Source organism: Leifsonia sp. AK011, from assembly GCF_013410945.1.
Taxonomy (GTDB): Bacteria; Actinomycetota; Actinomycetes; order Actinomycetales; family Microbacteriaceae; genus Rhodoglobus.
The window spans coordinates 2,276,903-2,300,091 of the sequence record NZ_JACCCH010000001.1; the positions used below are offsets into that span (position 1 = coordinate 2,276,903).

20 protein-coding genes are annotated in these 23,189 nt (G+C 67.6%); 7 read left to right on the plus strand and 13 right to left on the minus strand.

Annotated features, from left to right (window positions below):
• Positions 1-72: 72 nt before the first annotated feature.
• The 10 genes from ndk to HDC94_RS11110 all read right to left on the minus strand — a co-directional run bounded on the left by ndk (position 73) and on the right by HDC94_RS11110 (position 12,139).
• Positions 73-489 carry a nucleoside-diphosphate kinase gene (gene ndk, locus HDC94_RS11065; protein WP_179497527.1) on the minus strand — a complete coding sequence of 139 codons (417 nt, stop codon included), beginning with the start codon at positions 487-489 and terminating at the stop codon, positions 73-75.
• Positions 486-896, minus strand: coding sequence for a DUF4233 domain-containing protein (locus tag HDC94_RS14635; protein WP_179497529.1), 411 nt, complete (start codon positions 894-896; stop codon positions 486-488). The genes ndk and HDC94_RS14635 overlap by 4 nt, the downstream gene beginning before the upstream one ends.
• Positions 893-2,275 carry a folylpolyglutamate synthase/dihydrofolate synthase family protein gene (locus HDC94_RS11075; RefSeq protein WP_179497531.1) on the minus strand — a complete coding sequence of 461 codons (1,383 nt, stop codon included), beginning with the start codon at positions 2,273-2,275 and terminating at the stop codon, positions 893-895. The genes HDC94_RS14635 and HDC94_RS11075 overlap by 4 nt, the downstream gene beginning before the upstream one ends.
• On the minus strand, positions 2,268-5,567 hold the full coding sequence (ileS, locus tag HDC94_RS11080) for an isoleucine--tRNA ligase (RefSeq protein ID WP_179497532.1): 3,300 nt from the start codon (positions 5,565-5,567) through the stop codon (positions 2,268-2,270). The genes HDC94_RS11075 and ileS overlap by 8 nt, the downstream gene beginning before the upstream one ends.
• Positions 5,568-5,772: 205 nt before the next feature.
• Positions 5,773-6,771 (minus strand): DUF1648 domain-containing protein, encoded by a 999-nt coding sequence (locus HDC94_RS11085; protein ID WP_179497535.1) that lies wholly within the window; start codon positions 6,769-6,771, stop codon positions 5,773-5,775.
• Entirely contained in the window at positions 6,768-7,118 is a 351-nt protein-coding gene (locus HDC94_RS11090; RefSeq protein WP_179497538.1) for a GntR family transcriptional regulator, read from the minus strand. Before HDC94_RS11090 ends, HDC94_RS11085 begins: the two co-directional genes overlap by 4 nt.
• A gap of 47 nt (positions 7,119-7,165) precedes the next feature.
• On the minus strand, positions 7,166-8,704 hold the full coding sequence (locus tag HDC94_RS11095; RefSeq protein WP_179497540.1) for an ABC transporter ATP-binding protein: 1,539 nt from the start codon (positions 8,702-8,704) through the stop codon (positions 7,166-7,168).
• Complete coding sequence (locus HDC94_RS11100) at positions 8,701-9,546, minus strand: ABC transporter permease (RefSeq protein ID WP_179497542.1); 846 nt, start codon at positions 9,544-9,546, stop codon at positions 8,701-8,703. Before HDC94_RS11100 ends, HDC94_RS11095 begins: the two co-directional genes overlap by 4 nt.
• Positions 9,543-10,514 carry an ABC transporter permease gene (locus tag HDC94_RS11105; RefSeq protein ID WP_308495706.1) on the minus strand — a complete coding sequence of 324 codons (972 nt, stop codon included), beginning with the start codon at positions 10,512-10,514 and terminating at the stop codon, positions 9,543-9,545. The genes HDC94_RS11100 and HDC94_RS11105 overlap by 4 nt, the downstream gene beginning before the upstream one ends.
• Positions 10,514-12,139 (minus strand): ABC transporter substrate-binding protein, encoded by a 1,626-nt coding sequence (locus HDC94_RS11110; RefSeq protein ID WP_179497544.1) that lies wholly within the window; start codon positions 12,137-12,139, stop codon positions 10,514-10,516. Before HDC94_RS11110 ends, HDC94_RS11105 begins: the two co-directional genes overlap by 1 nt.
• 141 nt (positions 12,140-12,280) lie before the next feature.
• On the opposite strand from HDC94_RS11110, the gene HDC94_RS11115 reads away from it, so the two are divergent.
• From HDC94_RS11115 to HDC94_RS11140, 6 genes are all read left to right on the plus strand, one after another.
• A complete protein-coding gene (locus HDC94_RS11115) occupies positions 12,281-12,886 on the plus strand; it encodes a TetR/AcrR family transcriptional regulator (RefSeq protein ID WP_179497546.1) in 606 nt (201 codons plus the stop codon).
• A gap of 36 nt (positions 12,887-12,922) precedes the next feature.
• Positions 12,923-13,555, plus strand: coding sequence for a hypothetical protein (locus HDC94_RS11120; RefSeq protein WP_179497548.1), 633 nt, complete (start codon positions 12,923-12,925; stop codon positions 13,553-13,555).
• A 77-nt stretch (positions 13,556-13,632) separates the two neighbouring features.
• Positions 13,633-14,334: a hypothetical protein gene (locus HDC94_RS11125; RefSeq protein WP_179497550.1), complete on the plus strand. Its 702-nt coding sequence runs from the start codon at positions 13,633-13,635 to the stop codon at positions 14,332-14,334.
• A gap of 147 nt (positions 14,335-14,481) precedes the next feature.
• Entirely contained in the window at positions 14,482-17,061 is a 2,580-nt protein-coding gene (gene valS, locus HDC94_RS11130; protein WP_179497552.1) for a valine--tRNA ligase, read from the plus strand.
• Positions 17,058-17,498, plus strand: a complete 441-nt coding sequence (locus HDC94_RS11135) for a GNAT family N-acetyltransferase (RefSeq protein WP_179497554.1) — start codon at positions 17,058-17,060, stop codon at positions 17,496-17,498. Before valS ends, HDC94_RS11135 begins: the two co-directional genes overlap by 4 nt.
• Entirely contained in the window at positions 17,498-17,728 is a 231-nt protein-coding gene (locus tag HDC94_RS11140; RefSeq protein ID WP_179497556.1) for a hypothetical protein, read from the plus strand. The genes HDC94_RS11135 and HDC94_RS11140 overlap by 1 nt, the downstream gene beginning before the upstream one ends.
• A 5-nt stretch (positions 17,729-17,733) precedes the next feature.
• Here HDC94_RS11140 and HDC94_RS11145 read toward each other — a convergent pair whose 3' ends face one another.
• Positions 17,734-18,525, minus strand: coding sequence for a class I SAM-dependent methyltransferase (locus HDC94_RS11145; protein ID WP_179497558.1), 792 nt, complete (start codon positions 18,523-18,525; stop codon positions 17,734-17,736).
• A gap of 28 nt (positions 18,526-18,553) precedes the next feature.
• Positions 18,554-20,245, minus strand: coding sequence for a M1 family metallopeptidase (locus HDC94_RS11150; RefSeq protein ID WP_179497560.1), 1,692 nt, complete (start codon positions 20,243-20,245; stop codon positions 18,554-18,556).
• 134 nt (positions 20,246-20,379) lie between these two features.
• Between HDC94_RS11150 and HDC94_RS11155 the strand changes: the two genes are divergently transcribed.
• On the plus strand, positions 20,380-22,401 hold the full coding sequence (locus HDC94_RS11155; RefSeq protein ID WP_179497562.1) for a M3 family metallopeptidase: 2,022 nt from the start codon (positions 20,380-20,382) through the stop codon (positions 22,399-22,401).
• Here HDC94_RS11155 and HDC94_RS11160 read toward each other — a convergent pair.
• A complete protein-coding gene (locus HDC94_RS11160) occupies positions 22,398-23,162 on the minus strand; it encodes a hypothetical protein (RefSeq protein ID WP_179497564.1) in 765 nt (254 codons plus the stop codon). The two genes, HDC94_RS11155 and HDC94_RS11160, sit on opposite strands and share 4 nt — an antisense overlap.
• Positions 23,163-23,189 lie beyond the last annotated feature (27 nt).

Genomic DNA, 23,189 nt, shown 5'->3' on the forward strand with positions numbered 1-23,189 from the left:
TTGCCGAGTTCGGCCAGTGTTGTCGCGCGGCGACTGGCCGAATTGGGCAACTCAGGAGAAGGGGTAGAGGGGTTAGCTGAACCAGAGCGCGAGCTCGCGCGCGGCGGACTCGGGCGAGTCGGAGCCGTGAACGAGGTTCTGCTGGACCTTGAGGCCCCAGTCGCGACCGAAGTCGCCGCGGATCGTGCCGGGCGCGGCGGTCGTCGGGTCGGTGGTGCCGGCGAGTGACCGGAAGCCCTCGATCACGCGGTTGCCCGCGATGCGCAGCGCCACGATCGGTCCAGACTGCATGAACTCGACGAGCGGCTCATAGAAGGGCTTGCCCTGGTGCTCCTCGTAGTGAGCAGCGAGGAGATCGAGCTCGGGCTCGAGCATCCGGACATCCACGAGTTGGTAACCCTTGGCCTCGATGCGGCGAAGGATCTCACCGGTCAGGTTGCGGGCGACGCCATCGGGCTTGATGAGGACGAGAGTTTCTTCGACGGTCATGATGCTCCTGGTTGAGTGTGCTGTGCGATGAACTGCGCCTTGGCCCGGTCGAGCTGGCGGCCCTTGAGAAAACAGAAGATCCAGATGCCCGCGAAACCGGCGCCGATCACGAACATGAGCGGCACGAGGAACCCGGTCGCGATCAGGATGACCTGGAGTGCCCAGCCGATCATGACACCCCAGCGGTAGCGCACGAGCCGTGTGGCAACGATGAGCGCGATGAGCAGAACACCACCGCCGACAAACGTGGTGACGGGCTCGAGCACCCGCAGGCCGTAGACCGTGAGGGTCACGAAGAACACGAGACAGGCCTCCAGGCCCAGCGCCACGGCGAGGAGCGACTCCGTCGCCGTGCTCGGGCGACGCGAGCGGCCGGCTCGCGGTCCGGGGGATGTCGCGGCTGTCACTTCCACCCCTCGGCGGCCGAGAGCCCGATGACCTCGCCGATGAGCGTGATCGACCCCGTGACGAGGACGGCACGGCGAGGCGCCTGCGCGGCCCAGACACGGGCATCCTGAACGGCGAACTCGAGGCTCTCGAAGGTCTGGAGGGGATGCTCGGGTGCCACCCGGGCGATGAGCTCGGCAAGGTCGGTCGCGGGTATGGCCCGCTCCGAGCTGGACTGGGTTGCCAGGAAGGTCGTGGTCACGGGAGCGAGGGCTTCGATGATGCCCGCGGCATCCTTGTCCCCCAGCACGCCGACGACGACCGCGATCTCGTCGAAGGTGAAATACGAACGGATGGCATCGGCCAGCGCCGCAGCCCCGTGCGGGTTGTGGGCGGCATCCACGAGCACCGTCGGCTCCTTGCCCACGAGCTGCAGGCGGCCCGGGGAGGTCGCGGTCGCGAGCCCCTCGGTGAGAACGTCCCCCACGAGCGCCTGGCTCCCCTGCCCGAGGAAGGACTCGACTGCTGCGATCGCCAGCGCCGCGTTGTGGCCCTGGTGGGTGCCGTAGAGCGGAAGGAAGATGTCCTTGTACTCACCCGCGAGGCCGCGCACCGAGATGACCTGGCCGCCGACCGCAACGGTCGAGTCGAGTAGCTCGAAGGCCGCGCCCTCGACATTGAGCGTCGATTCGGTGAGATCGGCCGCGCGCTCGAGTTCCGCGAGAGCCTCGGGAACCTGCTCGGCGGAGACGACAGCTGCGACGGGCTTGATGATGCCGGCCTTGGTGCGGGCGATCTGCTGCACCGTGGAGCCGAGACGCTGGGTGTGGTCGAGGGAGATGGGCGTGAAGACGGCAACCTGGCCGTCGGCGACGTTGGTGGAGTCCCACTCCCCGCCCATGCCGACCTCGACGACCGCGACATCCACGGGCGCGTCCGCGAAGGCCGCGAACGTCAGCACCGTGAAGGCCTCGAAGTAGGTCAGAGGTTCCTCGCCCGATTGTTGGAGCTCGGCATCGACGAGATCGATGTAGGGACGAACATCCGCCCAGTTCTCCGCGAACGCACGGTTGGAGATCGGCTCGCCGTCGATGGAGATGCGCTCGTTGGGGCGCTCCAGGTGCGGGCTCGTGGCGAGTCCGGTGCGCAGGCCGTAGGCGCGCAGGATGCTCTCGATCATGCGCGCGACGGACGTCTTGCCATTCGTGCCGGTGATGTGGATGATCGGGTAGCTGCGCTGCGGATCCCCGAGCAGCTCGACCACCCTGCGCGTGGGCTCCAGTCGCGGCTGCGGTGCGCTCTCGCCCACGCGGGCCAACAGCTCCTGGTACGCGCGGTCAGCGTTCTCCGCGAACTCGGAGTCCTCGTACTCGTAGTGATCCGACTTCTCGTCAGACATTGGCTGCTCCCGACTTCACGACGTCAACCACCAGTACACCAGCATTCGAGTACTGGCCGGAAACGAGGGTCGTGCGTTGGGCACTCGCCATGGGTGTCGCGTCCGGATCCTCCGAGAGCTCGAACGCGTGCGCGACCGCGAGGGTCTCCCCCGCGATCGTCTCGGCGTGGGTGGCAAGAGCGGCGATGTCTCCCTGGTTGTCGCCCAGGATCGTGAGCTCGATGCGGTCGCTCACGTCGAGCCCTGCAGCCTTGCGGGTGTCCTGGATGACGCGGATGATGTCACGCGCGAAACCCTCAGCCTCGAGTTCCGGCGTCGTTACGGTGTCGAGGATGACGAAGCCGCCGTCGCCGAGGAAGGCGATGGCGCTCGCCGGGTCCGCGGCATCCAGCGTCAGCTCGTACTCACCCTCGAAGAGCTCGGTTCCGCCGACGATGACGCGGTCGCCATCGGTCGACCAGTCGCCGGCCTTGGCCGACTGGATGACACGCTGCACGTCCTTGCCGATGCGCGGGCCGAGCGCCCTCGCGTTGACGCTCACCTTGCGCGTGATGCCGAAGGACTCGAGCGAGCCCTCCTCGAGCGGGGCGAATGACACCGACTTGAGGTTGAGCTCGTCCCGAAGGATGGACTCGGCATCGGCGAGGTAGTCGCGCGCCGACACAACCGTGAGACCGGCGAGGGGCAGACGAACCCGCAGGCCGCGAGCCTTGCGCAGCGAGAGGCCAGCGGACGCGACCTCGCGCACCGAGTCCATACCTGCCACGAGTTCGTGATCGGCGGGGAACAGCGCGGCATCCGGCCAGTCCTCGAGGTGCACGCTGCGACCACCCGTCAGGCCCTGCCACATCTCCTCGGCGACGAGCGGGATGAGGGGCGCGGCCACGCGCGTGACCGTCTCGAGCACCGTGAACAGGGTGTCGAATGCCTCGGTTCCCGCACCCTCCCAGAAACGCTCGCGACTGCGACGGACGTACCAGTTGGTGAGCACGTCGGCGAAGTCGCGGAGCTTCTCGGCCGCGAGCGGGCTGTCGAGGGCCTCGAGGTCGGCCGTGACATCCTCGATGAGCTCGCGCGTCTTTGCGAGGATGTAGCGGTCGAGAAGGTTCGTCGAGTCGGTGCGCCAGGTGGCGGTGTATCCCGACGCGTGCCCTTCGAGTGCCTCAGGGACCGACGTGGCATTCGCGTAGAGGGTGAAGAAGTAGTAGGTGCTCCACAGCGGCAGCAGCAACTGGCGGACACCCTCGCGGATGCCCTCCTCGGTCACCACGAGGTTTCCCCCGCGGATCACCGAACTCGACATGAGGAACCAGCGCATCGCGTCGGCGCCGTCGCGGTCAAAGACCTCGGAGACGTCCGGGTAGTTGCGGAGGCTCTTCGACATCTTCTGGCCGTCGCTGCCGAGCACGATGCCGTGGCTGATGACGTTCTTGAATGCCGGGCGGTCGAACAGGGCGGTCGAGAGCACATGCATGACGTAGAACCAGCCGCGCGTCTGGCCGATGTACTCGACGATGAAGTCGGCTGGGTTGTGCGCCTCGAAGAACTCCTGGTTCTCGAACGGATAGTGCACCTGAGCGAACGGCATCGATCCGGAGTCGAACCACACGTCGAGCACATCCTCGATGCGACGCATCGTCGACTGGCCCGTCGGGTCGTCGGGATTCGGGCGCGTGAGCTCGTCGATGTACGGGCGGTGCAGGTCGGGCTCGCCGTCCGCGTTCAGGGGCAGGGTTCCGAAGTCGGCCTCGAGCTCGGCCAGCGAGCCGTAGACGTCGACGCGCGGGTACTCGGGGTTGTCGCTCTTCCACACCGGGATCGGGCTGCCCCAGTAGCGGTTGCGGCTGATCGACCAGTCGCGGGCATTGCCCACCCACTTGCCGAACTGGCCGTCCTTGACGTTGTCGGGAACCCAGTTGATCCCCTGGTTGAGCTCACCCATGCGGTCGCGGAACTCTGGCACGCGCACGAACCAGCTCGACACCGCCTTGTAGATGAGCGGGTTGCGGCAGCGCCAGCAGTGCGGGTACGAGTGCTCGTAGCTCGCCATGCGGAACAGGCGACCCTCGGCGCGCAGCTTCTGGGTGAGCGGCTTGTTGGCCTCGAAGACCTGAAGACCCGCGACATCCGCGATGTTCGGCAGGAAGCGCCCGCCGTCGTCGACCGAGAGGATGACGGGGATGCCAGCCGCGGCACACACCAGCTGGTCGTCCTCACCGTAGGCCGGGGCCTGGTGCACGATGCCGGTACCCTCGCCCGTCGCGACGTAGTCGGCGACGAGGATCTGCCAGGCATTCTCGGTGCCCCACTGCTCGGTGTCCGCGTAGAAGTCCCAGAGGCGGACGTAGCGCACACCCTCGAGATCGCGACCGCTGAGCGTGCGGGATGCCGCGGCCTGAGCATCAGCCGCTGACTCGTAACCGAGCTCCTTGGCGTACGCGCCGACGGTGTCGCTCGCGAGCAGGTACTCGGCCGCACCGTCGACGAGCGGGCCGCTCGGGACAACGGAGTACGTGATGTCGGGCCCGACCGCGAGCGCGAGGTTGGTCGGAAGCGTCCAGGGGGTGGTCGTCCAGGCGAGCGCGTTGACGCCCGTGAGCCCCAGAGACTCCGCCTTCGCGCCGTCGAGCGGGAACGTGACGGTGACAGCCTGGTCCTGGCGCATCTTGTAGACGTCGTCGTCCATGCGCAGCTCGTGGTTGGAGAGCGGCGTCTCGTCGTGCCAGCAGTAGGGAAGCACGCGGAAACCCTCGTAGGCGAGGCCCTTGTCGTGCAGCTGCTTGAACGCCCAGATGACGCTCTCCATGAACGTGGTGTCGAGCGTTTTGTAGTCGTTCTCGAAGTCGACCCAGCGCGCCTGGCGGGTGACGTACGTCTCCCACTCCTCGGTATAGCGCAGGACGGACTCGCGGGCGGCAGCGTTGAAGGCCGCGATGCCCATCTCCTCGATCTGGCTCTTCTCGTTGATGCCGAGCTGCTTCATCGCCTCGAGCTCGGCCGGGAGCCCGTGCGTGTCCCAGCCGAAGCGACGATGGACCTGCTTGCCGCGCATGGTCTGGAACCGCGGGAAGAGGTCCTTGGCATACCCCGTGAGGAGGTGGCCGTAGTGCGGGAGTCCATTGGCGAACGGGGGGCCATCGTAGAAGACCCATTCCGGGGCGCCCTCGCGCTGGTCGATGGATGCCTGGAACGTGCCATCCTTCTTCCAGAAATCGAGGATGCGCTGTTCGATCTCGGGGAAGCGCGGCGAGGGCGCGACGCCGTCGTCAGGTCCGTTGAGGGGGTAGGCCATGGGTCTCCTCTAGTGCAAAGTTCTTCGCACGAGGACGACCTCTCGGCCGCGGTACCACCCCGCTTGCCGCAGCGTGATGCTACGACCGCTCAACTACCGCTGTGACGGGCTTACCCGTTCGGTTCTACTGGCCGGACTCGAAACTCGCCCGGTGTTCTTCCGAAGGCTCCCCGGTGATGGCCGGATCGGTGCCTGTACGGCAATTCTACTGGATTCGTCCGGCCGATCGTGCGATGAGGGCATTGACGAGAGCAGCCCCCTGCTCGGCGTCATCGACCGTCACCACCAACGACCGGTCATCGACTCGCCGCAGCTCGATTGCCCCTCCGGCACGCACCACGATGCCCGTGCGCCTGCCACCTCCGGCGCGGATGCCCCAGCCCCCGAAATCGCGTGTGGGGTTGATCTCCGTCACCGTGGCCCCGGCCAGCTTCTCGATCGGGTAGTGGAAGCGCGGCGCGCCCAGGGCTGACCGAACATCGACTCCCGAGGCGTCCACCCGGATCGTCCAGAACATGGTGGACGTGACCGCGACAATGACGAGCGCGAGAATGCCGACCCAGATGACCAGGCTGAGGAGCGGCGCACTCGCCCACACCACGATTGCACCCGCGGTCGCCGCCAGGGCGATACCCCCGATGACGAGTCCCACCACCCTTCGACCGGGCTCGACGCGCCGGGTCCACACGGCGCGTTCGGTGGGCGCGAGGTCGAGTACGGGCCGGGCCGACGGGTCTGCTGCGGCCGTTGCGGTGTGGCGCGGCAGGGCGAACCAGGCACCTACAGTCGCCAGAAGTCCGACGACGATCGCAGTCGAGAGAAGCGGGAGCACGGATGGCGCGGCCGTGGCATCCGCGAGCCCCGCTTGCAGCACGGCGGAACCTGCCCCTGCTGCGGTGACCACGACGGCAAGGAACGCACCGGTGGCCAGCACCCCGCGCTGCGACCACGAGATCCCCTCGGTGCGTGCTGTGCGCGTGACGGCGAAGGCGAATGCCGCGTAGCCGAGCGAGAGGAGCGGGAGTGCCACGAGGATCCAGGGCGACCCGAATCCGTCGGGTTCGCCCGACGTTCCCCAGTGCACCGCGACGGGATCGGGCAGCACGGGAAGCAGGCTGAGCGTGACGACAGAGCCGGCGAGTCCGATGAGTGCTGGAAGTGCCACTCCGACGAGGAGCAGCCGGATGTGCTGGGCGCGGGTCATGTCCATGCCTTCCTGATGAGGTCTGAGAGCGCGGCGGGCGAGAGATCGAGCCTCTGCGCGTCGGCCACGAGATGATCGATGTCGTTCATGAGCTGGGCGTAGTCCCTCGTGCGCTCGGTGACGACGGCGCCGCGGCCGCGGCGAAGTTCGATGAACTCCTCGTCGCGAAGCACCTGATACGCCCGCAGCACGGTGTGCAGGTTGATCTCGAGCGACTGTGCGAGTTCGCGGGCGGCGGGCAGCCGTTCTCCCGCGGAGATCGCTCCCGAGATGATCTGCCCACGGATACTCGCCACGAGTTGCTCGAAGAGCGGAACCGACGATGCGGGATCGATGGCTACGAGCATGACTCCATCCTATTGTTCTATATCTCCTAGAACAACTAGCACCCGATCTACACGTCCAGCAAGGCCCGGGTGAAGGGATGCCGCGGCCTCGCGAGCACCTCGGATGCCTCCCCCGACTCCACCACTCGGCCCTCCCACATCACGGCGATCTCGTCGCTCATCTGCCGAATCACCGCGAGATCGTGGGAGATGAAGACCAGTGTGAGGCCCAGATCACGCTGGAGACCCTCGAGGAGTGCGAGCACCTGCGCCTGGATCGAGGCGTCGAGAGCCGACACGGGTTCGTCGCACACGAGAATCCTCGGACGGCGCGCGATGGCTCGGGCGATCGCCACGCGCTGACGCTGGCCGCCCGAGAGCTGCCGTGCGCGGCGGCCGAGCAGCTCGGGTGTGAGCCCCACCTGGTCGAGGAGTTCACGCACGCGGGCATCCCGTGCTCCCCTGTCGTCATCGGCGAGCGCGACAGCTTCGCCGATGATCCTGGCGACCGTGTACCGCGGGTCGAAGGAGGCGTACGAATCCTGGTCGATGAGCTGGATGCTCGCGCGCAGGGGTCTGCGCTCGCGTTCAGTGAGCGCAGACCAGGGCCTCCCGTCGAGCAGTACCTCTCCGGCATCCGGCTGCTCGGCGCCCAGGAGCACGCGTGCGAGGGTGCTCTTTCCCGAACCTGACTCCCCCACGATGCCGAGGGTGCGTCCCGAGCGCACCGCCAGGCTCACGTCGTCCAGGGCCCGGGTGACCCCGCCATCGGGGCGACGGTAGGCGACCGAGACGCCCTGTGCCTCGAGTGCCATCGGGCCGTCGAGCCGGGACGGTACGCGCTCGGTCGGGGCCGCGGCGAGGAGCACCTGCGTGTAAGGGTGCTCCGGTGCATCCATCACCCGTCGCGTTGGACCGGTCTCCACGATGCGGCCCGCCTGCATCACAGCCACTCGGTCGGCGAGCCTCGCGACGGCCCGGAGGTCGTGACTGATGAGCAGGATGGCGATGCCGGAGTCGCGCAGCTCGGCGAGCAGGTCGAGGATCTGCCGCTGCACTGTCGCATCGAGGGCCGTGGTGGGTTCGTCCGCGATGAGCACACGGGGCCCGGCGGCGAGCGCCGAGGCGATCAACGCGCGCTGGCGAAGCCCGCCGGAGAGCTCGTGCGGGTACTGGCGGGCACGGATCTCGGGCTGCGGCACGGCAACGTCGTGCAAGAGCTGGAGCACCCGGTCGCCGATGTCGTGACGCGATGTGTGCTCGTGGACCTCGATCGGCTCGGCGACCTCACGCCCCACCCGTCGCAGCGGGTCGAGGGCGACGAGTGCATCCTGGCTGACGAGGCCGACACGTCGCCCGCGGATGTCGCGCCACTGCCGCTCGGAGAAGGCTCGCGCGTCCACGTCCCCAACCACGAGCTCGTCGGCGGTGACGATTGCGCCGGGCGGCTGCAGGCCGAGCAGGGAGTTGGCGGTCATCGTCTTGCCCGACCCCGACTCTCCCACGATGGCAAGGCACTCCCCGGGCGCCACGTCGAGGGAGACTCCGTCCACGACGACGGCGCCACCGATCGAGACGGTGAGATTGGACACGGCCAGTGCGCTCACCGGGCATCCCCCGCGCCTCGCGACTGAAGGAAGCGGCCGACCACGCTCACGCTGATGACCGTGACAGTGATGACGATCCCCGGGAACAGCGCGATCCACCACGCCCGATCGAGGAAGTTGCGACCGTCGGCGAGGATCACTCCCCACTCGGGAGCCGGCGCCGCTGGTCCCAGGCCGAGGAAACTCAGTCCAGCCGCGGCGACGATCGAGGTGCCGACCCCGATCGTCGCCATGACCAGCAGGGGCCCGAGCGTGTTGGGCACGACATGGCGGACGATCGTGACGGCGGGGGCCACCCCCAGGGTGCGCGCGGCACGAACATAGCCGGAGTTGCGCACCACGAGGGTCTGCGAGCGCGCGACTCGTGCATAGGCGGGTGCCGCGGCGATGGCGAGGGCCACGAGCAGGCTTCCCTGTCCGGGACCGATGATCGCGATGACGATGAGTGCGAGAAGGAACTCCGGGAACGACATCGCGATGGCGATCACCTTCGCAATGACACCGTCGACACCCTTGGGCGCAAGACCCGCCGTCACGCCGACCACGAGACCGGAGAGGAGGGCGACGGCGCTCGCGCCCACACCCACGATGAGCGAGTAGCGCGCGCCGTAGACGACTCGAGCGAACACGTCCCGCCCCGACTGGTCGGTGCCGAAGGGGTGCGCCGCGCTCGGCGGGATAAGGGATGCCGCGGCGTCCGCCTTGAGCGGGTCGAGGGGCGTGAACACCCCGGGGAACGCGGCAGCCACCACGAGAATCGCGAGCACGAGGGATGCCGCGACCACCGCCGGCGCCACGGGCGTGGACCGGGAGAGCACGCGCCTGCTGAGGACCAGGCTCATCGCACACCCCCGCCCTGCCTCTGGCGCGGATCGACCAGCCGGTAACTCGCGTCCACGAGCAGGTTGATCACGGCGAACGTGGCGGCCGAGAGCACGATGATGCCCAGCACCACCGGGAGGTCACGGTCGGTGATGGCACGCAGCGTCACCCGGCCGAGGCCCGCTCGACCGAACACTGTCTCGACGAGCACCACCCCTCCCAGCACGGATCCCAGAAGGTAGGCCGTGAGGGTGATTCCGTCCGCTGACGCGTGACGGAGGGTGTGACGGAGTACGAGGCGGGTGTGGCCGACGCCACGCGAGCGGGCCGTCACGACGAACGGCTGGGTGGTCGCGGCATCCAGCCCCTGCCTCAGAACCTGGCTGATGATCCCCGCGAGCGGTAGCGCAAGAGTGACCGCGGGGAGCACGAGCGCGGGCAGTCCCTCTGTCGAGGCGACAGGGAACCATCCGAGACGGAAGGAGAACACCGTGATGAGCACGAGTCCGATCCAGAACGTCGGCGACGACACCACGATGAGTTCGAGAACGGATGCCACCCCCCTGCCCCATCGGCCCTGCACCAGCAACGCCCCCGTCAGGGCGATCACGAGGGCGAGGACCATGGCAGTCCCGGCGAGCGCGAGCGTCGGGCCCAACTGGGACCCGAGAACCTCGAGGACGGGCTGGCGGAGCTGGTAGGACTGTCCGAAGTCGCCCGTGGCGAGCCTGCCGAGGTAGCTCAGGTACTGCACGAGGGGCGGTTCGCCGAGCCCCCAGTCGAGACGGATCTGCTCTTTGACCGATTCGCTGACCTGGGCCTGCACACCGAGCATGACGTCCACGGGATCCCCCGGAATGGCCTTGAGCGCGAGGAAGCCAGCGGTCGCAGCACCCCAGACGACGACGAGCACGCCGCCGATGGCCCGAAGCACCCCCGCCGCCACGCGAAGGCTCGCGGGGCGGCGGGGCGGCTCAGACGAGGTCACTACCTCACGCTAGCGCCGTAGAACAACGGACGGCCGTAGAGGTCGAACGTGAGGTTCTCGACGTCGTTGCTGTACGCGGTGATGAGCGAGGGCACATACAGCGGGACGATGGCGACGTGCTCGGCGTTCCACTGCTGCACGTCGGTGTAGATCGCGGTGCGGGCCACCGGGTCGCTCGTGGCAACCGCCGACTCCAGCAGACCATCGAGTTCGGGGTCGCTCACCTGCGAGGCGTTCTGGAAGCCATCCGTGTGGAGGTGGCTGCGCAGGGCGTCGGCGTCCACGCCGGAGAAGCCCCAGTCCGTCAGGTCGAAGGTCTTCGGCCCGTACTGCTCGTTGTAGGCGGCAGGCTCGAGCGCCTCCCGTACGACCTCGAAGCCGATGTCGCGCAGGTCGGACTGGATAAGGTCGGCGAGCGCGGCGCGGTCGTCCGGGATGGGAGTCCAGGCGATCCAGCGCACGCTCAGGCGCTTGCCGTCCTTCGTGCGGTAGCCGTCGGCGTCGCGCCCGGTCCATCCAGCCTCGTCGAGTAGCTGCCCCGCCTTGTCCGGGTCGTAGGGCCAGGTGCCCTCGAGCGAGGCGTCGTACGAGTTCGGCGTCGTCGGCCCGAGGATGCTCCATGCGCGCGGGTACTGGCCGAAGAAGATGCTGTCGACGGCGGACTCCGCATCGAAACCGATCGAGAAGGCCTCGCGAACACGCTCGTCCGCGAAGACGCCGTAGGTCTCGTTGAGGTAGAGCGAGTACGGAATGCCCGGCAGCTCGACCGACTGGACCGTGAAGCCATCGCCGATCTGCTCGACGGTGCTCGGGGTGATGTTGCCCGCGACATCCACCTCGCCGCTCGTGAGCGCGCCGGTGCGCACTGACGTCTCGGGAAGAATGCGCACGGTCAGCGTGTCGATGTCGCTCGGGCCGGTGTGGTCGACGTTCGCCGGTCCCCAGTTGTAGTCGGGGTTGGCGGTGTAGACGATCTCCTGGTCGGGCACGTACTCACTGAGGATGAACGGGCCGGTGCCGACCGAGATGTCGGGGCCACCGGTCTTCAACTCGTCCGCCTTCTCCTCGAGCACCTTCGGAGACCAGAAGCCGAGGAGCGACGTGCTGACCGCGGAGAGGAAGGGTGCGTAGGGCTTGGAGAAGGTTACGCGAACCGTGTACTCGTCAACAGCCTCTGTACCGACGTAGGAGCCGCCGTCCTCGGCGTAGCCGATCATGCTCGCGGCCTGCGCCGAGGCGGTGGCGGGGTCGGTGATGTGATCGAAGTTCGCGACGACCGCATCCGCGTTGAATGGTGTTCCGTCGTGGAAGGTGACGTCGTCGCGGAGATGGAACGTGTACTCGAGCTGGTCGTCGGAGATCTCCCAGTCCGTGGCGAGCCACGGCACGAAGGATCCGTCCGAGTCCTGGGCGACGAGGGAGTCGAGCACGTTGCGCTGCACGAGAGCGCTCACGTCGAGTTGGCTGGAGTGCGGGTCCATGTGACCCGCACTGAGGTTCGCGCCCTCAATGGCGAAGGTGAGGGCTTGGGTGTCGTCGTTGCCGGGAGTGGCGCATCCTGAGAGGAGTGCAAGGGATGCTGCTGCGGCAATGGCGCCGAGGACGAATCGGGACCTACGGGGCATCGGTGTTCATTTCTGGTCGGGCGCGAACCTCGTGAGTTCGGCAAGGGATACCTCTAATATATAGACTCAGTCCAATAAATACTGCGAGGGTGAGCCCGCCGACACCCATCGCGACGAACTGTGACAGAAACGACGCGCCCCATGACTCCCGCCGACACGACGACTCGGGGTCGACCCCAGTCGTCGTCGCGGGAGATGCTCCAGGAGGCCGCCTTCGAGCTCTTCCTCGAGAACGGGTATTCGGGAACCACCGTCGGACAGATCGCCAACCGTGCCGGCGTCAGTCGCAACACCTTCTTCAACTACTTCGCGGGCAAGAGCGACGTGTTCTGGATCGACCTCGACTCCACGCTGGAGCACCTTCGAGGCGCACTGCACTCGGCACCGGGCGACCTCCCCGCCATCGAGGCCGTTCGGGATGCCCTGCTCACCATCGCGGAGGACCTCGGGCCCGAGCGCGTGCCGTGGGCACTGACCCAGTTCCCGATGATCGGGGACACCCAGGAGCTGCAGGCCGCAGCGATGTCACGACTCAGCAGCCACGTTCGTCTTCTCACCGACTTCCTCACACCGAGCTTTCCCGACCCGCGTTCGCCCCTGCTTGCGAGGACCGCGGCGTACGCGACCATCGGCGCCTGCGTCGCGGCCGCCCAAGCTTGGGCCTCGGCCGGGACGACCCGCGGGGCGTTGAGGCCCTACCTCGAGTCGGCGCTGGCACCGGTCATCGAGGGATTCCGCTCGCTCTGAGGCTTCGCCCTTCACGCCAACGTAGGGTGGAAGACCATGAGCGACGACACCCCGACACGACCGTACGAACCGGCCGACGAGTCGCGGACGGAGATCCTGCCTGCCGCCGCCAGCGAGCCCGGAGCAGATCAGGGACCCGACCCGTCGCGGAGGCGGCTCATCCTCGTTGTGGCCATCGCCGGCGGCGTCGCGCTTCTCGCGATCATCATCACGCTCGCGGTGCTTCTCGGCAGGCCAGCCGCCGCACCCGCGCCCACGGCCAGCCCGACATCGACCAGCACGAGCGAAGGAACGCCCATTCCGACCCCTACCCCCACGCTGACGCCCGCACCTGACGATGACGAATCGGAGGTGCCATCCACCCCACCCGCAGCCTCGATCGTGAACTTCTTCGCGTGGGACGACGAGGTGGACTGCAGCGGGGACGTCGCGGTGCCCATCTCGCTGCAATGGGAAGCGACCGGGGAGCGTCTGTGGCTCGGTGTGGGAACCGAGGATGCGCAGCAGCAGCCCTACGGCGAGTATCCGCTCAGCCACACTCTCGACCTCGACTACCAGTGTGGCCAGCCGTCGGGCTCGCAGATCTACACGGTGACCGTACAGGCCGCGGATGGCACGACCGCGAGCTCCACGGTGACTATCACCGAGGCTCCCCTCGTGGTGCCATGATCCTCGTTGTTCTGAGCGCCCTTCACCCCTAGGATTCTGCTCGTGGTGCGCGGGCACCGGGGAGAGCGGGGCCAGACGTGAGCGACGACACACCGACCCAACGATTCGATGCAGCCGGGGAGGACGCCCCGACTGAGATCCTCTCCCAGCAGCCCGAGGCCGGCGCGGAGCCAGCCGCGCCCAGCGAGGCTGAGGAGTCCGCGGCCAAGTCCAAGCGCCTCATCATCATCCTGGCCTCAGTGGGCGGTGCGCTCCTCCTCGCCATCATCATCATTCTGATCCTCCTCCTGAGCGGAGGAGGCAGTCCGCCCCCTGCACCCACTCCGACCCCCACAGCGTCGCGGACTGCCACACCAACACCGACACCAACCCCGACTCCGACGCCCACCCCCTCTCCGACTGCCTCCCCCACCCCGACCCCCTCGCCCACGCAGCCGACGCCCCCGCCTCCCGCAGGGCCGACGATCAACAGCTTCTCGACGGGAACGACGAGCGTGCAGTGCGCGGAGCCCGGCACCCAGGACCCGTCGATCGACATCAGTTGGTCGAGTTCGCGTGTCGACACCGTCTACTTCGGTATCGACACGACGGATGCCTCGGCGCAACCGTTCTTCAGCAACCTCCCGCCGAGCGGCGACGCGTCAGACTTCCCCGCCGGATACGACCCGTTCCTCTACACCTGCCCGGCGGCGAGCCACGTCTACACGATCACGGTCGTCGGCGACGGCCAGAAGGTGTCCCAGTCGATCACGGTGACCAATACGGGCTACACGGGCTAGTCCCCGCGAGCACCGCCCTCGCTCCGCCGCGTAGAATCGGTGGGCAATCAGTGGTGCGCGTGCGCGTGCATCCTCACACTCAGGCACCATCGCGGTCCGACCGGGCGCGAACAGACACGGTGCCGCATATATCGAACCGGAGCACCCATGCCTGATTCCACGCCAGCCAGCATCCCCGAGAAGCCGGCACTCGAGGGCCTCGAAGACAAGTGGGGTCCCGCCTGGGAGTCCCAGGGCACCTACCGGTTCGATCGTGCCGACGCCATCGCGCGCGGCAAGGGGTCGGTCTTCTCCGTTGACACTCCCCCGCCGACGGCCTCGGGCAGCCTGCATATCGGCCACGTGTTCAGCTACACCCACATGGACCTCGTCACGCGCTTCCAGCGCATGCGAGGCAAGGCGATCTTCTACCCCATGGGGTGGGACGACAACGGCCTGCCCACCGAGCGTCGCGTGCAGAACTACTACGGCGTGCGCTGCGACCCGTCGCTGCCCTACGACCCCGACTTCACTCCCCCACTTCAGGGTGGCGAGGGCTCGAGCGGCAAGGCAGCGGACCAGATTCCGATCTCGCGCCGCAACTTCATCGAGCTGTGCGAGGAGCTCACCGCCGAAGACGAGAAGCAGTTCGAGGACCTCTGGCGCCAGCTCGGCCTCTCCGTCGACTGGTCGCTGACCTACCGCACGATCGGCGATCACGCGCAGGCGGCGGCCCAGCGCGCCTTCCTCCGCAACCTCGCCCGCGGCGAGGCCTACCAGGCCGACGCCCCCACGCTGTGGGACATCACGTTCCGCACGGCCGTCGCACAGGCCGAGCTCGAGGACAAGGAGCAGCCCGCCGCGTACCACCGGGTCGCATTCCACCGCACGGACGGTGACGGTGACATCCACATCGAGACGACCCGGCCCGAGCTGCTCGCGGCCTGCGTCGCCCTCGTCGCGCATCCCGATGACGAGCGCTACAAGCCCTTCTTCGGCACGACGGTGACCACCCCGCTCTTCGGAGTCGAGGTCCCCGTGGTGGCCCACCACCTCGCCCAGCAGGACAAGGGTTCCGGCATCGCCATGATCTGCACCTTCGGCGACGTGACCGACGTCGTCTGGTGGCGCGAGCTCGACCTCCCGAACCGCACGATCATCGGGGCCGACGGCCGCATCATCGCCGAGCCGCCAGCCGCCATCGAGACGGATGCCGCGAAGGCGACCTACGCGGAACTGGCGGGCAAGACGGTCTTCAGCGCCAAGGCCCGCACGGTTGAGCTTCTTCGCGAATCCGGCGAGCTGATCGGCGACCCGAAGCCCATCAGTCACGCCGTGAAGTTCTTCGAGAAGGGCGACAAGCCCCTCGAGATCATCTCGACCCGCCAGTGGTACATCACCAACGGCGCACGCGACGAGTCGCTTCGCGAGAAGCTCGTGGCCGCCGGCAGGGAGATCTCCTTCACCCCCGATCACATGCGCGTGCGCTACGAGAACTGGGTCGGTGGCCTCACGGGTGACTGGCTCATTTCGCGCCAGCGATTCTTCGGAGTTCCCATCCCTGTCTGGTACGAGCTCGACGCCGACGGCGAGAAGGGCGCAGTCATCGTGCCCACCGAGGAGTCCCTGCCCGTCGACCCGTCGAGTGACGTACCACCCGGCTACTCCGAGACGGACCGTGGCAAGACCTTCGTCGGCGAGGTCGACATCATGGACACCTGGGCCACCTCATCCCTCACGCCGCAGATCGCCGGCGGGTGGGTCACCGACCCCGAGCTGTTCGATCTCGTCTTCCCGTACGCCCTGCGCAGCCAGGGGCAGGACATCATCCGCACCTGGCTCTTCTCGACCGTCCTGCGCGCCGAGCTCGAGAACGGCACGATCCCGTGGAAGAACGCCGGCATCTCCGGTTTCATCGTCGACCCCGACCGCAAGAAGATGTCCAAGTCCAAGGGCAACGTCGTCACCCCCAAGGGGATGCTGGACGACCACGGCTCCGACGCAGTGCGCTACTGGGCGGCATCCTCTCGCCTCGGCACCGATGCCGCCTTCGACCCGCAGAACCCGAAGCAGATCAAGATCGGTCGCAGGCTCGCGATCAAGGTGCTCAACGCCGCGAAGTTCGTCTACGGGTTCCCCGCGACAGGCGACGTGTCACTGGATGCCGTGACCCAGCCCCTCGACAGGGACATGCTCGCCGAGCTCGCGTCCGTGGTGCGAGTGGCCACGGAGTCGCTCGAGAACTTCGACCACGCGCGAGCACTCGAGACGACCGAGCAGTTCTTCTGGACTTTCTGCGACGACTACCTCGAGCTCGTGAAGGAGCGCGCCTACGGAACCGGCGAGGGCCAGGCATCCGCCGTGGCCGCCCTCCGCACGGCGATCGACGTGTTCCTGCGGCTGCTCGCGCCGTACCTGCCCTTCGCCACCGAGGAGGTCTGGAGCTGGACCCACGAGGATTCGGTCCACACGTCGGCGTGGCCGACCGTGGCCGACCTCGGCTCGCCGGCCGACCCCGACGGACTCCTGACCGTCGTGAGCGAGGCACTCATCAGCATCCGTCGCGCGAAGACGGATGCGAAGGCCTCCCAGAAGACCGAGGTGCTGTCCGCCACGATCACCGGCCCAGCCCAGCTCGAGGACGGACTCGCCGACCTCAAGGCCGTGGGCCGAATCGCCGGCGTGACCTTCGTGGAGTCGGATGAGATCCTCGTGACCGACATCGTTCTTGCGGAGGCCCCCGAATGATCCGCCCCATCCTTGGCGACGACCGGGAGGCCTGGTCAGAGCTGTTCCGCAGCTACGGCGTGTTCTACGAGACCGACTTCAGCGAAGAGGTGCTCGAGAAGGTCTGGCTCGTGCTGCTCACCGCGGGTTCCGGCATCGATGCTGTCGTGGCCGAGAACGACGAGGGCACGGTTGTCGGCTTCGCCCACTACCGCTCTCACCCCGACACCTTCAGCGGCGGGCGTGACTGGTTCCTCGACGACCTGTACGTGCATCCGGATGCCCGCGGCGCTGGCCACGCGACGGCGCTCATCGAGCACATCGCCGACCTCGCCCGCGAGACCGGCCCGGCCGGTACCCTCCGGTGGATCACGGCAGCCGACAACGAGCGCGCCCAGCGGGTCTACGACAGGGTCGCCACGAAGACGACCTGGGTCACGTACGAGGTGAAGCTCTGATGCAGCTCGGCACGAGATGGACTGTGGGCGAGCAGCCGCCGTCGCGCCTCACTGAGGATGTCGTCGCGGCGATCGCCGGCGTCGAGGCCGAGCTCGCGGGCATCGACACGACCGGCTGGCGCTGGACGCTCACGTGGCTCGAGGGTCGACCGGTCGCCGAACTCGACGACGGCACCGTGGTCCGGGTGGATCACACGGGTGCGATCTCGGTGGAGGAACCCGCGGAGTAGACCGCTCAGGCCCGCGCGAGGAGCTCACCGTGGGGCATGGCGAGCCAGCCGTCCTCGTGGTCGGCCCACTCGCGCCAGGCGTGGCTGATGGCCTCGAGGTCCTGTTGCGTCGCGTACCCCTTGCCGAGGGCGTCGGCTGCGAACGCCGACTGTAGAACGCGCGCCTCCCACATGCTGCCCCACCACTCACGGTCGGTGGCGTTGGCGAAGTTCCAGACGGATGCCGTCGTCTCGGCTTCGTCAAGGTCGGCCTCGCGCGCCCACGCCTTCAGGCGCCGTCCGGCATCGGGTTCGCCCCCGTTGGAGCGATGCACGCGCTCGTAGAGGCCGAGCCACGCGTCGAGCCCGGGCAACTGCGGGTACCAGAACGTTCCCGCGTAGTCGACGTCCCGTGCGGCGATGATCCCACCCGGCTTCGCCACGCGCCGCATCTCGCGCAGCACGGCGACCGGGTCAGCCACGTGCTGCAGTGTCTGGTGGGCGTGGACGATGTCGAACGTGTCGTCATCGAACGGCAGCTCGTACGCGTCCCCCACAATGAACTCCAGGTTGTCACGCTGGAACTCGGATGACGCACGCGCGATGACCTCGGATGCCGCATCCAACCCCACCACGCGACCCGGCGCGAGCCGGTCCGCGAACTCGACCGTGATCGTGCCCGGGCCGCAGCCGAGGTCGAGCAGTGATCGCCCCGCGGTCAGCAGTGGCGCAAGATACGCCGCCGAGTTCTCGATCGTTCGCCACGTGTGTGACTTCAGAACGCTCTCGTGGTGGCCGTGGGTGTATCGCTCGCTCATGTTCCGAGGATAGGACTCCTCCGCGTGCTCAGAGCGCCGGCTGCTCCGGGGTGAACAACCAGGCATCGAACAGTCCCGAGAGGTCCTGGTCCGCGACCGACGAGGCGTAGTCGACGAACTGCTGCGTCGTCACGTTTCCACCGGCGTTCTCGGTAGCCCACCCCTCGATGATCGCGAAGAACGTCGGGTCACCCACCTCCATGCGCAGCGCCTGCAGTGCCATGGCGCTGCGGTAGTACACGGGAGTGTCGAAGAGACCGGCAGGACCGGGCTCGCCGGGCGTCGCCGCCCAGAATGCCGCGTTGTTGCCTGGCGGGTTGATGTAGTACGCGTCGAACTGCTGCTGGGCGGTGAGCCCGCCGTCGTCCTCAGCCCAGAGCCACTCCGCGTACGTCGCGAAGCCCTCGTTGAGCCACATGTCACCCCAGCGGCTCAACGTCACGCTGTCGCCGTACCACTGGTGCGCCAACTCGTGAACGACCGTGGCGGGGTCTGCGTCCGCCGGGAACGCCCAAGCCGGGTAGATGGGCCTCGTCTGGTTCTCGAGGGCGTACGGAAGGTCCTCGCCTGGCGCGATCTCGCCCACCGCGATGCCACCGGCCTCCGAGAACGGATAGGGGCCGAAGAAGTCCTCGAGGAACGCGATGACCTCGGGCTCACTGTCGAAGACGTCGGTGGCGACATCCCCCACGAAAGCTCCGCCACCGTCGGCCTCGACCGAGAACAGGTCAGGATCGATCGCGTTGTAGTAGGTGATGCCGTCGGGTGCTGTGGTCACCGTCTCGTCGTACTCGCCGGTGGTTGCCGTCGCGAGGTAGGTCGCCATCGGCTCGTCCATCACCCAGACTCGCGTCGTGACGCCACCGCTGGTCGTCTCCGACTCCAGGCGACCGTTGGCGATCGACTCCGTCCCCTCCGGAACGGTCATCTCGATCGTGAACGTCGCCTTGTCGAGCGGATGATCGTTCGACGGGAACCACGTTGCTGCAACGCGCGGCTCACCGATGATGACTGCCCCGTCGCCCGTCGGCAGCACGCCGCCGGGGCCGAACACGTCGTCGAGCGGGATGGGGATGCCGCTGTAGGCCACCTCGGTGGTGATGGTGCTGCCGGTCGGGATGCCAGCGGCCGGCGTCACGACGAGCTCCGTGCGCGGCGGGGTGGCGTCGCCATCCACGCTGTCCGGAAGCTGCGGCTGGCCGGTCTCGATGCTGATCTGCGTCGTCTCAAGGGTCCAAGTGGCCGGCGAGTTGTTGACCACGACGTCGGAGACGACGATCGCGTCGGACAGGTCGGTGTCCCGGGTGTCGAAGTCGAGGTTGAAGCGCGAGAGGTTCTGGGTCGCAACGGCCGTGATGACAGCAGTGCCCGACAGCACGCGGGACTCCGGGTCATAGGCGAGCTGGAGGTCGTAGTCCTGCACGTCGTAGCCACCGTTGCCGTCGAGCGGGTAGTAGTCGTCCCCGATTCCGGCGGCGCCTGGCGTGAACTCGACAGCCGGGATCGTTCCGGGCGGGCAGTCAACCGCGGACGCGGGCTGCGCGGGGGCCACACCGAGGGACACGACGAGCGCGAGAGGAAGGATGAGCAGCAGGAGGCCCCGGCGGCGTTGGCGCCAGAGCAGGATCCCCGCGACCAGCAGACCGAGCCCGAGGGCCGTGAGCCCCAGGGCCAGGGGGAGGAAGTCGACTCCAGTGTTGGGCAGAACGCAGTCCGTCATGTGGATCCTTGCTGTTGTGCGGCACAGATGCTCGGGTACTCAGACTGTAGACCCCTGTGCCCCGTTCGTGGGTCACGAACGTGTTTCGTGATGACGGCGATCCTGTGTCGGCGCACCACCCATACGCTGGTGGGATGTCCAACCCGTTCTTCGCGCCCAGCCCACTCCCCTTCACCCTGCCTCCGTTCGCGGACATCCGTGATGAGCACTACCTGCCGGCATTCGAACGCGGTATGGCTGAGCAACTGGAGGAGATCTCCGCGATCACGGGCCAAACCGAGCAGCCAACCTTCGAGAACACGATGCTGCCGCTCGAGCGGAGCGGACAGCTCCTCGAGCGCGTAGCGACGGTCTTCTTCACGCTCACCTCGGCCGACTCGACGGACTTCCTCAACGATCTGGAGGAGCAGATCGCACCCCTTCTGGCGGCGCACTCCGACGCCATCCGCTTGGATGCCGCCCTCTTCGCGCGTATCGAGAGCCTCCACAACCAGCTTGACGACCTGGGACTCGACGCGGAGTCGCGCTATCTCGTCGAGCGGTACTTCATGGAGTTCTCGATCGCCGGCGCCGGTCTCGATGACCCCCAGAAGCAGCAGTTGCGCGACTACAACCAGCGCCTCTCCACCCTCACGACACGCTTCGAGAAGAACCTTCTGGCCGACACGAACGACCTCGCTGTCGTCATCACGGATGTCGCCGAGCTCGACGGCCTCGGACCCGGCGAGATCTCCGCAGCGGCAGAAGCAGCTCGCGAGCGTGGACTGGAGGACGCCTACCTCATCACGCTCGTTCTTCCGACCGGGCATCCGTCGCTCTCGGCCCTGACGAATCGCGCGGTGCGCGCCCGGATCATGGATGCCTCACGCGCCCGTGGCACGCGCGGTGGAACGTGGGACAACCGCGATCTCGTGCTCGAGATCACGAGGCTCCGCGCCGAGCGAGCTCGACTCCTGGGCTTCGACTCGCACGCGGCGTGGGTCATCGCGGATGAGACGGCGAAAAGTCCGGCGACGGTGGCGGCGATGCTCGCCCGGCTCGCCACCCCTGCCGCCAGGAACGCGCGGGAGGAGCAGGCCGCCCTCGAAGCACTGGCCGGGCATCCCATCGAGGCCCACGACTGGGCCTTCTACAGCGAGAAGGTGCGACAGGAGAAGTACGACGTCGACGAGGTGGCGATGCGCCCGTACTTCGAGGCGGAGCGCGTGCTGCGCGACGGCGTGTTCTACGCGGCGACTCGGCTGTACGGGATCACGTTCTCCGAGCGCACCGACCTCGTGGCCTATCACCCCGATGTTCGCGTCTTCGAGGTGCTCGAGGAGGACGGCTCGTCGGTCGGGCTGTTCCTGCTCGACCTCTACACGCGCGACTCGAAGCGTGGCGGCGCGTGGATGAACTCCCTGAGCTCGCAATCGGCGCTGCTCGGGCATCCGGTCATCGTCACGAACACGCTCAACGTGCCGAAGCCCGCGGCGGGCGAACCCACCCTTTTGACCTATGACGAGGTCGAGACGTTCTTCCACGAGTTCGGGCATGCCCTCCACGGCCTGTTCGCCCGTGTCACCTACCCGAAGTTCGCCGGGACGAACACCTACCGCGACTTCGTCGAGTTCCCGAGCCAGGTCAATGAGATGTGGATGCTCTGGCCCGAGGTCCTGGAGAACTACGCGGCGCACTTCGAGACGGGCGAGCCCATGCCTACGGAGCTCGTGGCCAAGATCCAGGCCGCCGCCTCGTTCAACCAGGGCTTCTCGACGAGCGAGTACCTGGCCGCGGCACTCCTCGACCAGGCCTGGCATTCGATCACGGCCGACACCTCGGTGGCGGACGTAGCGGAATTCGAGGCCTCGGCCCTGGCTGCGGCGGGCCTCGACAACCCGGCGATTCCCACTCGCTACGCGAGCACCTACTTCGCGCATACCTTCGCCGGCGGCTACGACGCCGGGTACTACTCGTACATCTGGAGCGAGGTGCTCGACGCTGACACGGTCGCGTGGTTCGGGGCCAACGGCGGGCTCACACGCGAGAACGGCCAGCGTTTCCGGGATCGGCTGCTCGCCGTCGGCGGCTCGAAGGATCCGCTCGAGGCATTCCGTGACTTCCGTGGCCGGGACGCCGAGATCCAGCCCCTGCTCGATCGGCGCGGGCTCGACTAGTCCGTTGCCGGTGGCGATGTCACCACAGCCGCGATCGCCTCGGCGGGCGTGACTCCACGGGCGGCGGCGAGTTCGAGGACTGCTGCCGCCGCATCCCCCTCGAGCCTCACGGTCACCGCCGTGGTGCCCGCGCGGAACACCCTGCCAAGGACCGGGAGCACGATCGTCCCGAGCACGTCGACGATCGCCACAACGCCCACGAATCGCCAGTAGAAGTCGCCGTCGTTGCCCGGGATCTCGCCATTGGTGAGGATCGACAGCGAGACGAGTGTTGCGAGCAGAGCGACCGCCGCGAGCGTGACGATGAGGCCGGTGCGGATGATCCGCTGTCGGCGAGCGGCCAGGAGGAGCAACAGGTTGGCCTGCGCGAGGCTCGCGGATGCGATGGCGAGCACCACGAAGGACTTCAGGATGACGTCCCAGGTGCCGTTCCACGTGTCCCAGCTCACCCAGATGAGCGCGAGCCCCAGCCCCAGCGCAAGGGCGGATGCCGCGATCCCGACGAAACCCACGACGCGCAATGCCCGGCCGACCACCGCAAGGTGACACAGCGACGTGATCGCGAATGCCGCCGTGAGCAGCGTGGTGAGCAGGATCTTCGACTCGACCTCGCCGAACTCGCCCGTGAGGAGCGTGACGATACCCAGGAGGGCTGCAAGGGCGAGCGACACGATGACGAAGACGATTGCCGCGCGGCGGACACCGGTGAGGGTGCGGTCCGGCGCGTGCGGTTCGGTAGCGAGTGTCTCTGGGATGCTCATGCCCCGAGCCTAGGGGCAGGGGTAGCG

Bases quoted from the DNA above. Each gene is read 5' to 3' on its own strand.
- ileS (WP_179497532.1), bottom strand. From the start codon at position 5,567: ATGGCCTACCCCCTCAACGGACCTGACGACGGCGTCGCGCCCTCGCCG.
- HDC94_RS11155 (WP_179497562.1), top strand. From the start codon at position 20,380: ATGTCCAACCCGTTCTTCGCGCCCAGCCCACTCCCCTTCACCCTGCCT.
- ndk (WP_179497527.1), bottom strand. From the start codon at position 489: ATGACCGTCGAAGAAACTCTCGTCCTCATCAAGCCCGATGGCGTCGCC.
- HDC94_RS11150 (WP_179497560.1), bottom strand. From the start codon at position 20,245: ATGACGGACTGCGTTCTGCCCAACACTGGAGTCGACTTCCTCCCCCTG.
- HDC94_RS11145 (WP_179497558.1), bottom strand. From the start codon at position 18,525: ATGAGCGAGCGATACACCCACGGCCACCACGAGAGCGTTCTGAAGTCA.
- valS (WP_179497552.1), top strand. From the start codon at position 14,482: ATGCCTGATTCCACGCCAGCCAGCATCCCCGAGAAGCCGGCACTCGAG.
- HDC94_RS11135 (WP_179497554.1), top strand. From the start codon at position 17,058: ATGATCCGCCCCATCCTTGGCGACGACCGGGAGGCCTGGTCAGAGCTG.
- HDC94_RS11115 (WP_179497546.1), top strand. From the start codon at position 12,281: ATGACTCCCGCCGACACGACGACTCGGGGTCGACCCCAGTCGTCGTCG.
- HDC94_RS11100 (WP_179497542.1), bottom strand. From the start codon at position 9,546: ATGAGCCTGGTCCTCAGCAGGCGCGTGCTCTCCCGGTCCACGCCCGTG.
- HDC94_RS11110 (WP_179497544.1), bottom strand. From the start codon at position 12,139: ATGCCCCGTAGGTCCCGATTCGTCCTCGGCGCCATTGCCGCAGCAGCA.
- HDC94_RS11120 (WP_179497548.1), top strand. From the start codon at position 12,923: ATGAGCGACGACACCCCGACACGACCGTACGAACCGGCCGACGAGTCG.
- HDC94_RS11075 (WP_179497531.1), bottom strand. From the start codon at position 2,275: ATGTCTGACGAGAAGTCGGATCACTACGAGTACGAGGACTCCGAGTTC.
- HDC94_RS11160 (WP_179497564.1), bottom strand. From the start codon at position 23,162: ATGAGCATCCCAGAGACACTCGCTACCGAACCGCACGCGCCGGACCGC.
- HDC94_RS11140 (WP_179497556.1), top strand. From the start codon at position 17,498: ATGCAGCTCGGCACGAGATGGACTGTGGGCGAGCAGCCGCCGTCGCGC.
- HDC94_RS11085 (WP_179497535.1), bottom strand. From the start codon at position 6,771: ATGACCCGCGCCCAGCACATCCGGCTGCTCCTCGTCGGAGTGGCACTT.
- HDC94_RS11090 (WP_179497538.1), bottom strand. From the start codon at position 7,118: ATGCTCGTAGCCATCGATCCCGCATCGTCGGTTCCGCTCTTCGAGCAA.